The 9024-nt window shown below is 72.9% G+C and carries 9 protein-coding genes; 5 read left to right on the forward strand and 4 right to left on the reverse strand.

What is annotated here, in order from left to right; translation table 11 throughout:
- Window positions 1–45 precede the first annotated feature (45 nt).
- From ACWGO0_RS27775 to ybaK, 4 genes are all read left to right on the forward strand, one after another.
- Window positions 46–1650, forward strand: a complete 1605-nt coding sequence (locus ACWGO0_RS27775) for an oxidoreductase (RefSeq protein ID WP_453540661.1) — start codon at window positions 46–48, stop codon at window positions 1648–1650.
- 209 nt (window positions 1651–1859) lie between these two features.
- On the forward strand, window positions 1860–2900 hold the full coding sequence (locus ACWGO0_RS27780; protein WP_453540664.1) for a hypothetical protein: 1041 nt from the start codon (window positions 1860–1862) through the stop codon (window positions 2898–2900).
- A 5-nt stretch (window positions 2901–2905) separates the two neighbouring features.
- Window positions 2906–3694 (forward strand): LON peptidase substrate-binding domain-containing protein, encoded by a 789-nt coding sequence (locus ACWGO0_RS27785; RefSeq protein WP_453540667.1) that lies wholly within the window; start codon window positions 2906–2908, stop codon window positions 3692–3694.
- A 17-nt stretch (window positions 3695–3711) separates the two neighbouring features.
- Complete coding sequence (gene ybaK / locus ACWGO0_RS27790; RefSeq protein WP_453540670.1) at window positions 3712–4209, forward strand: Cys-tRNA(Pro) deacylase; 498 nt, start codon at window positions 3712–3714, stop codon at window positions 4207–4209.
- Between the two features lie 303 nt (window positions 4210–4512).
- On the opposite strand, the gene ACWGO0_RS27795 is transcribed toward ybaK, so the two are convergent.
- From ACWGO0_RS27795 to ACWGO0_RS27810, 4 genes are all read right to left on the reverse strand, one after another.
- Window positions 4513–5175, reverse strand: coding sequence for an ABC transporter permease (locus ACWGO0_RS27795; protein ID WP_453540673.1), 663 nt, complete (start codon window positions 5173–5175; stop codon window positions 4513–4515).
- A 92-nt stretch (window positions 5176–5267) separates the two neighbouring features.
- Complete coding sequence (locus ACWGO0_RS27800; protein WP_453540676.1) at window positions 5268–6143, reverse strand: ABC transporter permease; 876 nt, start codon at window positions 6141–6143, stop codon at window positions 5268–5270.
- Window positions 6144–6174: 31 nt separating this feature from the next.
- The gene (locus tag ACWGO0_RS27805) at window positions 6175–7158 is read right to left on the reverse strand and encodes an ABC transporter ATP-binding protein (RefSeq protein ID WP_453540697.1); all 984 of its coding nucleotides are present in this window, start codon (window positions 7156–7158) and stop codon (window positions 6175–6177) included.
- A gap of 102 nt (window positions 7159–7260) precedes the next feature.
- The gene (locus ACWGO0_RS27810) at window positions 7261–8523 is read right to left on the reverse strand and encodes an NYN domain-containing protein (RefSeq protein ID WP_453540679.1); all 1263 of its coding nucleotides are present in this window, start codon (window positions 8521–8523) and stop codon (window positions 7261–7263) included.
- Between the two features lie 259 nt (window positions 8524–8782).
- Between ACWGO0_RS27810 and ACWGO0_RS27815 the strand changes: the two genes are divergently transcribed.
- Window positions 8783–8965, forward strand: coding sequence for a hypothetical protein (locus tag ACWGO0_RS27815; protein ID WP_453540682.1), 183 nt, complete (start codon window positions 8783–8785; stop codon window positions 8963–8965).
- Window positions 8966–9024: the final 59 nt, after the last annotated feature.

Genomic DNA, 9024 nt, shown 5'->3' on the forward strand with positions numbered 1-9024 from the left:
CAGAGGGCAGAACAGGTGTACGGCATGTGCACGGAGGGGACGGCAGTGACCGAGCCGCAGGATGGCGATATCCCGGACGGCCTCAGCGCAGCGGAGCTGGGCATGTGGCAGGCCTTCCGGAACGGCACCACCTACGATCTGCGCACCCATGACCCGGTGCGCGACGATCCGTTCGCGGCGCACATCTGGGGACCCGAGCGGAGTGTCGGTGCCCGGACGGTGGCCAGGCTGCTGCTGAGCGGACCGGCGGCGCGGCCCGGCCGGGTGGCGGCGCTGAAGCTCCGGGGCGTGCGGATCACGGGGCGGCTGGACATGGCGGGCGGGCGTGTCTCCCCGTACGTCGAGCTGACGGGCTGCCGTTTCGAGCAGGAGGTGGTGCTGCCCGAGTGCCACTTCACGACCCTGCGGATGGTCGGCTGCGCGATTCCGCGCCTTGAGGCGGCCCGGCTGCACACGGAGGGCGATCTGCATCTGCCGCGCTGCCGGATCGAGGGCGGTATCCGGCTCACGGACGCCCAGATCGGAACGGACCTGCTGATCAACCAGATCAGCATCGGCCCCGACCGGCGGGGCCGCGCCCTGACCGCCGACGGCCTGGCGGTGGCCCAGGACCTCCAGGCGGAGATGGTCGAGACGCACGGCGAGCTGAGTCTGCGCGGCGCGAAGGTCGGCGGTTCGCTGAGCCTGCGCGGCAGCAGGCTGCGCGGCACGGAGGGGCGGCGGGCGCTGAACGCCCCGCAGCTGACCGTCGAGCGCACGCTGTACATGACCGAGGCATGGGTGAGGGTCGACACCGGGAACCAGGGCACCACTCCCCCGTACGGCATCACCCGGTCGTCGAACACCCCGGCGCGCGGCACCCGCTCCCAGATCTTCGAGTGCCGGGGCGGGGTGCGGCTCGACGACGGCAGGTTCGGGGACGCGGTGGACCTGCACAAGGCGCGGTTCGTCCTGGCCCGGCACGAGGAGCTGTCGCTGCGCAGGATCGTCACCCCTGAGCTCCGGTTCAACGCGGAGCGTCCGGAGGAGGGCCGGGTCGTGCTGAACGGCGCGAAGGTCGTCACGCTGATCGACGTGTCGAGCAGCTGGCCGGGCCCGGGCGGTCTGGCGATGGGCGGATTCGTGTACGAGAACCTCGTCCCGTACGGGCACTTCCCGCTCTCCCGGCGTCTGGAGTGGGTGCTCGCGGCGACCCCGGAGTACGTACCGGAGCCGTACGAGCGGCTCGCCGCCGTCCTGCGCAGCTGCGGCGAGGACGCGGACGCCCGCGAGGTGCTGCTCGCCAAGCAGCGGCGGCGCCGCGAGACGCTGCCGACCGCCGCCAAGCTGTGGGGCTTCCTCCAGGACTGGACGGTGGCGTACGGCTACCGGCCGGGGCGGGCCGCCGTGTGGATGGCGGTGCTGTGGGCGGCGGGCGCGGTGGCGTTCTCGCAGTACGACCCCGAGGCGATCAAGCGGGACGAGCATCCGCAGTGGAACGCCGCGCTGTACGCGCTCGATCTGCTGGTGCCGGTGATCAACCTCGGACAGGACGGTTACTGGCGGCTGGAGGGCGGCTGGCAGTGGGTGGGGGCAGCCCTCATCCTGCTGGGCTGGATACTGGCCACGACGGTCGCGGCGGGCGCCTCGCGGCTGCTGCGCCGCGGCTGACCGGGAACACCGCCGAATGCCGCAACGGCCTTTGCCGCAGGGGCAGTCCGCGTCGGGCGCGGGGACGGGGACTGTCGGCCGGAAGGGCGCGTTCGAGCCAGAATCCGCCATTTCCTTTGCCTTTTCTTGACCGTCGCCGGGGCAACCCTCCGACTCGGCACAGAAGCTTCACGTCGCCCCACTGGCGCGGCCCTCACCAGCGCTTTTGAATGGTCTGCACCATGTCATTCCTTCGCGCTCTGCTCAGCACAACGCGCATGATCCGTCACAGCCCCGAGCTGTCCGCCGGACTGCCCGTGGATGACGCTGTGCTGCTCGACGCCGCCGACGAACGGCTCTCCCCCGCCCTGGTGGCCGCCGCCCTCGGCGCGTACGAACCCGCCGCCGAACTGCTCGCCGCCACCCGGGAAGGCGCCGAGTGGGAGACCCGCGACCGCTGTCTCGCCCGCCTCGTCACGTTCGCGCACAGCCGCGACGGCTGGCTCGCCGACTGGCTGACCGCCGCCCCGCGCGACCCGGACGCGCTGCTCGTCAAGGCCGGGCTCGCCGTCCACCGCGCCTGGGAGTCACCCGCCCGCGCCGAGCGGCTGCGCGAGGTGGGCCCGCTCATCTCGGCGGCGGCCGAGGCACAGCCGAGCGACCCGGTGCCCTGGCGGCTCGCCCTGGACCACGCCCGCGGCACGCACGCCACGCACACCTCCTTCGAGGCCCTGTGGGAGCAGGCCATACGGCGGTCCCCGCACCACTACGGCTGCCATGTCGCGGCGCTCCAGTACCTCTCCGCCGCCTGGTACGGCTCGCACCGCGAGTGCTTCGACTTCGCGGAGCAGGCGGCCGAAGACGCCCTGCCCGACTCGCTGGTGCAGGCGTTGCCGGTACGGGCGGCGTTCGCGCTGCTGCTCGACGCGGAGCCCGCCGCGCGGTCCACCCCGGTGCAGGTGGAGCGGATCGACGCCGCCGCCGATCTCGCGATCACGCTCTCCGGTGCGTACCGGCCCGGTGATCTCTGGCCGGCCGAGGTGCGCAACCTCCTGGCGTACGTGCTCGTCGTGCGGGGGCGATGGGACGAGGCGCTGGAACAATTCCGGCTGATCGGACCGCACGCGACCTCGTTCCCGTGGTCCTCGGTGTCCGACGATCCGCTCGGCCAGTTCCTCGACGCGAGGGACGGCGCACGGCTCCAGGTGGCCTCCCTGACGCCCTTGCGCGACCGGGACGGCCGCAGCCGCCCTCGCGGCCATTACGCTTGACCGTTGTGACCACCGCTCGCCTCCCCCTCTTCCCGCTCAACGCGGTGCTGTTCCCCGGCCTCGTGCTGCCGCTCAACGTCTTCGAGGAGCGTTATCGCGCCATGATGCGCGAGTTGCTGCAGACCGATGAGGACGAACCGCGCCGCTTCGTCGTGGTCGCGATCCGCGACGGCCGCGAAATCGCCCCGACCGCCACCGGGATGCCGGACAGCATCGCCGCCGCCGTCCCCGTCGACCGCGCACCGGCCGACGGCTTCGGCCCCGACCCGATCCAGTCCTTCCACCGGGTCGGCTGCGTCGCGGACGCCGCGAAGATCCGTGAGCGCGCCGACGGGAGCTTCGAGATCCTGGCCACCGGTACGGTCCGGGTCAAGCTGCTCTCCGTGGACGCGAGCGGCCCCTATCTGACCGCCGAGGTCGAGGAACTGTCCGAGGAGCCGGGCGCCGAGGACGGCGCCGGGTCCGACGCGGCCAACGGGGCAGACGAGGCCGGGGCACTCGCCGAGGGCGTCCTGCGGGCCTTCCGCAGCTACCAGAAGCGTCTCGCGGGGGCCAGCGAACGCTCCCTGACCACCGGGGCGGACCTCCCCGACGACCCGTCCGTGGTCTCGTACCTGGTGGCCGCCGCGGCCGTACTGGACATCCCGTCGAAGCAGCGCCTGCTCCAGGCACCGGACACCGCGACGCGACTGCGCGAGGAACTGACGCTCCTGCGCCAGGAGACCGCGGTCATCCGGCATCTGCCGTCGCTGCCCGCGGTGGAACTGACCAGGGCCCCCACGCACCCCAACTGACCCGAGGACCCTGCCCCGTGGCGAAGAAGCCGAAGAAACAGCCGGGCGGCACCCCGGCCACGGTCGCCCTGACCGCGGCGGGCACCGCCTTCACCGTCCACGCCTACGAGCACGACCCGTCGTCCCCGTCCTACGGCGAGGAGGCCGCGGAAGCACTGGGCGTCTCCCCCGACCGGGTCTTCAAGACCCTGGTGGCCGACGTGGACGGCGAACTGACCGTGGCAGTGGTCCCGGTGGCCGGCTCCCTGGACCTCAAGGCCTTGGCATCGGCGGTGGGCGGCAAGAAGGCCACGATGGCGGACCCGGCGTCGGCGGAGCGCACAACGGGCTACGTACGGGGCGGAATCTCCCCCCTGGGCCAGCGCAAGCGCCTGCGCACGGTCCTGGACGCCTCGGCACAGTCCCACCCGACGATCTGCGTCTCGGCGGGCCGCCGGGGCCTGGAGGTAGAACTGACGGCCACGGACCTGGCGACACTGACGAACGCGGTATTCGCCCCGATCGGCCGCGCCTAAGGGCACGCGCATCCCCGCCAGGCGCTTGTGGCCATCGGTCAGCCCGGCGGCACACCCCAGCCCGCTCGACTCTCCCCATCCCGCCCGGCGCTTGAGGGCGTCTTTCGCCCTCGCCGGCACACCCCAGCCCGCCCGGCGTTAGGGGCCACCTCTCAGCCCACCCCGGCCACCCCCAGCCCGCCCGGCGCTTGAGGGCGTCTTTTCAGCCTCGCCGGCGTTTGAGGCGCGGGGTCTGGGGCGGAGCCCCAGTTTCGGGAAGGGGCGGGTAGGGGAACAGGCCCGCCGCAGGCGCCCCGCCTACGACTACTGCCCCGCCCCCCGCACAGACTCCCCGGCCTCCCCACCCGGCACACCGGAAACCCACTCCGGCTCAGGATCCCGCGGAGCGAACAACGCCGTCAGCCCCAGATGCACCAGCATCGCCACGATCGGCCACGCCAGCACCACCCCCACCGCATGCAGCTTCAGCGGCGCGTCGAAGACGACACCCTCACCCGCCGCCTTGGCCCGCGCGACCACATCCGAGGACGGTCCGAACCAGACACCGATCCCCCACGCGAGCAGCGAACCGAGCAGTCCGCCGAGCGCGAGCCCGGCCACCAGCAGGATGCCCCCGCGGCGGCGGTAGAAGAACACCGCGAACGCGGCCACGACCCCGAAGCCGAGCGCCAGCAGCACGAACGTTCCGTCCGCGGCCACGGCCTCCTCGCCCTCGCTGTCCTTCAGGAAGACGGCCGTGTCGTCGGAGATCAGCGGCACCCGCGGCGCCAGCCACAGCCACAGCAGCCCGAGCACGACACCCGCGGCCGTCAGCAACACGGTGATCACGGCGGCCTGCCGCAGCTCCGCGGACAGATCCCTGCCGTACAACGGCTCGTGCCCGGGCGCGGGATACGACCCCGACGGCGGCTTCTGCCACGGATCGTTGGACGAGGGCTGGTGCGGCGGCGTCAGAGGTGCGGTCACCGTGCCATCGTGCCAGGTGACCCTGTGCGGCGCCTCACCGGACCGATCACGCCCCGGCAACCCGCCACCGGCAACCCGCCACCGGCAACCCGCTACCGGACCGCCGCCCGCCGGTACGCCCACGTCGCCACGGCCAGCGACAGCACCCCCACCACGGCGCACACCGCGAGATCCAGAGCGATGACCGCCCAGTCGGGGTTCGCGTCGAAGGACCGCGCGAGCGCCTCCACCCCGTACGTCGAGGGCAGCAGATCACGTGCCCACCCGACCGGCTGGGGCAGCCGGTCGGCCGGCAGCACGCCCAGCAGCAACGCGGCGGACATGCCCAGCTGCCCGAGCAGCGTCGCAAGCTCCTGACGCGGCGCCAGCAGCCCCAGCGCAGCCCCGAGACCCGCCAGCGCGGCCCCCGAGAGCGGAACCACCGCGACGAGCACCCACAGATGCGTCATCGGCAACTGGAAGAGCACACTGCCGGTGACGGCCGTGACAACCGTGCCGGGCACGGTGAAGGACGCGTACGCCCCGGCCGCACCCAGCACCACCGCGGCCGGCGGCACCGGAAGCGTCGCGTAGTGGTCGAGTCCGCCACTGGCACGCAGCTGACCGAAGTACTGGGCGAGCAGGTTCAGCGCGACGAAGGCCACGACGAGCACGCTGGACCCGGCGACGACGGCCCGCGCCTCGGAACCGCCGTCCACCACCCCGCGCATCAGGACCATGATCCCGATGGACTGGAAGGTCGCCACGAACAGCAGCGGGATCCGGGCCACCCGGGCCCGCGAGAGCTGCGCGCGGTACACGGCGGCGAGCGAGGGCAGCAGCCCGGCCCGCGGAGCCAGCGGCGCGGGCACCGCGGCGCAGGCACCGGGCGGACCGCTCACGGCCAGACCCTCTCCGGACACCACCCCCACGTCCGCCCCCGACTCCCTCGCTGCCTCCGTCGCCGCCTCCGCGCGAACGATGCTCACCTGGCGCTGCTCCCCTTCGACACGTGCACGTTCACGCCTTCACCAGCCCCTCGGTCGCCCTGGCCGCGTCCCCGCCCAGCGCCAGGTAGACGTCCTCCAGGCTGGGCGTGGCCAGCGTGAAGTCGTCGAGTGCGGCGAACGCCGCGCCGCCGGTCACCGCGGCCACCGCCGCCCGCGCCTCGTCGGGCGCCAGCCGCAGCACCCAGCGGCGCCCGGACTCCTGGGCGGACCCGCGCAGAGCCGCCACCTCGGGTACGTCCAGGGGGGCCCGCTCGCGCCAGACCAGCTCGACCCTGACCTCGCCCGCCACCTGCTCCTTGAGCCCGTGGGGGGTGTCGCAGGCGATGACCTTGCCGCGTTCGAGTACGGCGACCCGGTCGAGCACCGTCTCGGCCTCGATCACGTTGTGGGTGACCAGCAGCACCGTGACGCCCCGCTCGGCCCGCCGCCGGTCTACGGCCGCCCACACAGCACGCCGGGCGACGGGGTCCATACCGGTCGTGGGTTCGTCCAGCACGAGGACCGGCCGCTCCCCGACCAGCGCGGCGGCGAAGCAGGCGAGCCGCCGCTGGCCGCCGGACAGCTTCTTCAGGGGGCGCCCGGCAAGTTCGGTGAGGCCGAGCTCGTCGAGTACGTCATCACGCGCGGCGCGCGCCTCGCGGACCCGGAGGCCGCGCAGCCGCCCGGTGGTCTCGGCGGCGAGGGAGACCGTCAGCTCGTCGAGGGCGGTGGATTCCTGCCCGAGGTAGCCGATCAGCCGCGAGGCCCGCTCGGGGTGGCGCACGAGGTCGTGCCCCAGCACCTCCACGCTGCCGGAGTCGGGCCGCATCAGTCCGGTGAGCTGGCGCACCAGGGTGGATTTGCCCGCACCGTTGGGGCCGAGCAGACCGAAGATCTCGCCCTGGCGGACATCGAGGCTGATCCCGTCGGTGGCGCGCACCTCGGGAGTGGCCGCGGCGCCGCGGCGACCGCGGACGGCGGGATAGGTCCTGACCAGATCACGCACCGCGCACACGGTCCCGGTCCCGGTCTGCGCCTGTGCTGTGCCGGTACTCACGAGGTACGAGGGTACGGGGTCGGATGCCCCGGATTGCGCCCGGGGCCGCCAGGGCCTGTCCTACTCCGCGACGGGTGCGTGCTCCGCGGCGGCCCGTACGTCGATCTCGCGCCAGAATCCCGCCCTGATCGCATAGCGGTCGTGCTCGTCGATCTGGTCGTCCTTGTGGGCGAGGAGACCGAACCGCGCCGCGTACCGCAGGAGCTCGCCGTCGATGCGGTGCGGGATGCGCGGGTACATGGTCGACAGCTTCTGGAGGTGGACGGTCTCCGGCAGCCGCTCCATCCACCGCCGGGCGAAGACCTGGCCGACCTCGAACGGATCGCCGCCGACGGTCGTGATGTCCTCCTCCCGGTCCGCCCAGCGCTGTTCGGCGCTGGTGAGCTGGGCCAGCGTCGGCAGCGAGGCGGTCTCGGCGGGCTCGCCGAGCGGTCCGCCGCGCTCGACCCAGCCCTTGTCGGAGGACCAGCGCAGGGTGGCGTTGGCGGGGACCGCGGCCGACGGGGCGGGGTGCTGCGCGGCCTGACTGCCGGGGCCGCGCAGGCTCGCCAGGTCCTTCGGCGTGGGGACACCCCGGTGGCCCGGGGCGGCCGGTGCGTCCGCGTCCTGGTCGGCCGGTGCGGAGTTGCCGTTGCGCGCGGCTGCGGCCTGGGCCTCAGATGCCCGTTCCGCGGAGGCCGCCAGCGCCGCTTCCGGGAGGGGCGCGGAGAGGATCGCGGCGATCTCGGGGCGCGGGACGGGCGGCGGAGCGCAGATCCCGCCGATCTCCTTGGCCCGTACCGCCTTGGTGATCCAGGCCCGGTCCAGCACCCGCCGTTCATCGGCCTCCGCGACCAGGTCCTCGGACTGGTTGTAGTCGCCGTCGGCGGCCTGGACGGCCCAGAGGTGGACGGCGACCCCGTGCTCCTTGGCCGACATCAGCCCGGGCAGCAGATCGCCGTCACCGGTCACGAGCACCACGTCGGAGCAGGCGCGGTTCCTGGCGAGCTCGGTGAGCTCGGCGTGCATCGCCGCGTCGACCCCCTTCTGCGCCCATCGGCCGTCACTGCGTGTGAGGGCGCCCAGTCGAACGGTCACGCGGGGCATCACCCGGAGCCTGCGGTGTTCCGGCTGCGGTACGCGGTCGGGAGCACCGTCGAACCAGTAGATCCGGAGCAGCGGCTGCTGCGTGTCCGCCTCCGCGCGTTCGCGCAGGCCCTGGATCAGGGCCGCGTGGTCGACGGTGATGCGGGAACGGGCGGGCTCTCCGGCCAGCAGGCTCGCGGCTGCGCCCAGCAAGTAGCCGGCGTCCACCAGGACGACGCAACGGTCCACGCGTTCCACCCTCTTCCAGGAATTCGGGAACGGTTTTCGGCGGGCCCGGTCGTGGGGGGGGGTGGGCCCGCTTACTCAGGGTTTCCTTCGAGTCTGCCCGACCACGCGGGGGTTAACGTCCGGAACTCGATCATCGGCGTGGCGGATCGGAAAAACGGTGCGACACACCCCCTCACTACGCACGGTAATGATCCAAAATGCGGCGTTTGCGGCGCTATGTGAGTCTGACAGCGGTCCTGGCCCACAGAGTCCCCATAGGAGGAACACCATGGCCAAGAACAAGAACCGCAAGCAGGGCAGTCAGCAGGATCGCACCGCGTCCGCCGCGGAGCGAAGCGCTCAGGAGGCGAAGACCTCGTCCTTCGAGGCCCAGAGCTCGCCTCAGTCGCAGCCCCAGGGCAGCCCTTCCGATGTTGCGCGTAAGCACCAGCGGCGCTTCGGCCACAACTGACCGGTCCTTCCCCGGTCCGGCCGAAGGCCGACAGCCGAGAGGGGCGCCCCGCATTGCGG

Source organism: Streptomyces sp. NPDC055749 (genome assembly GCF_053617235.1).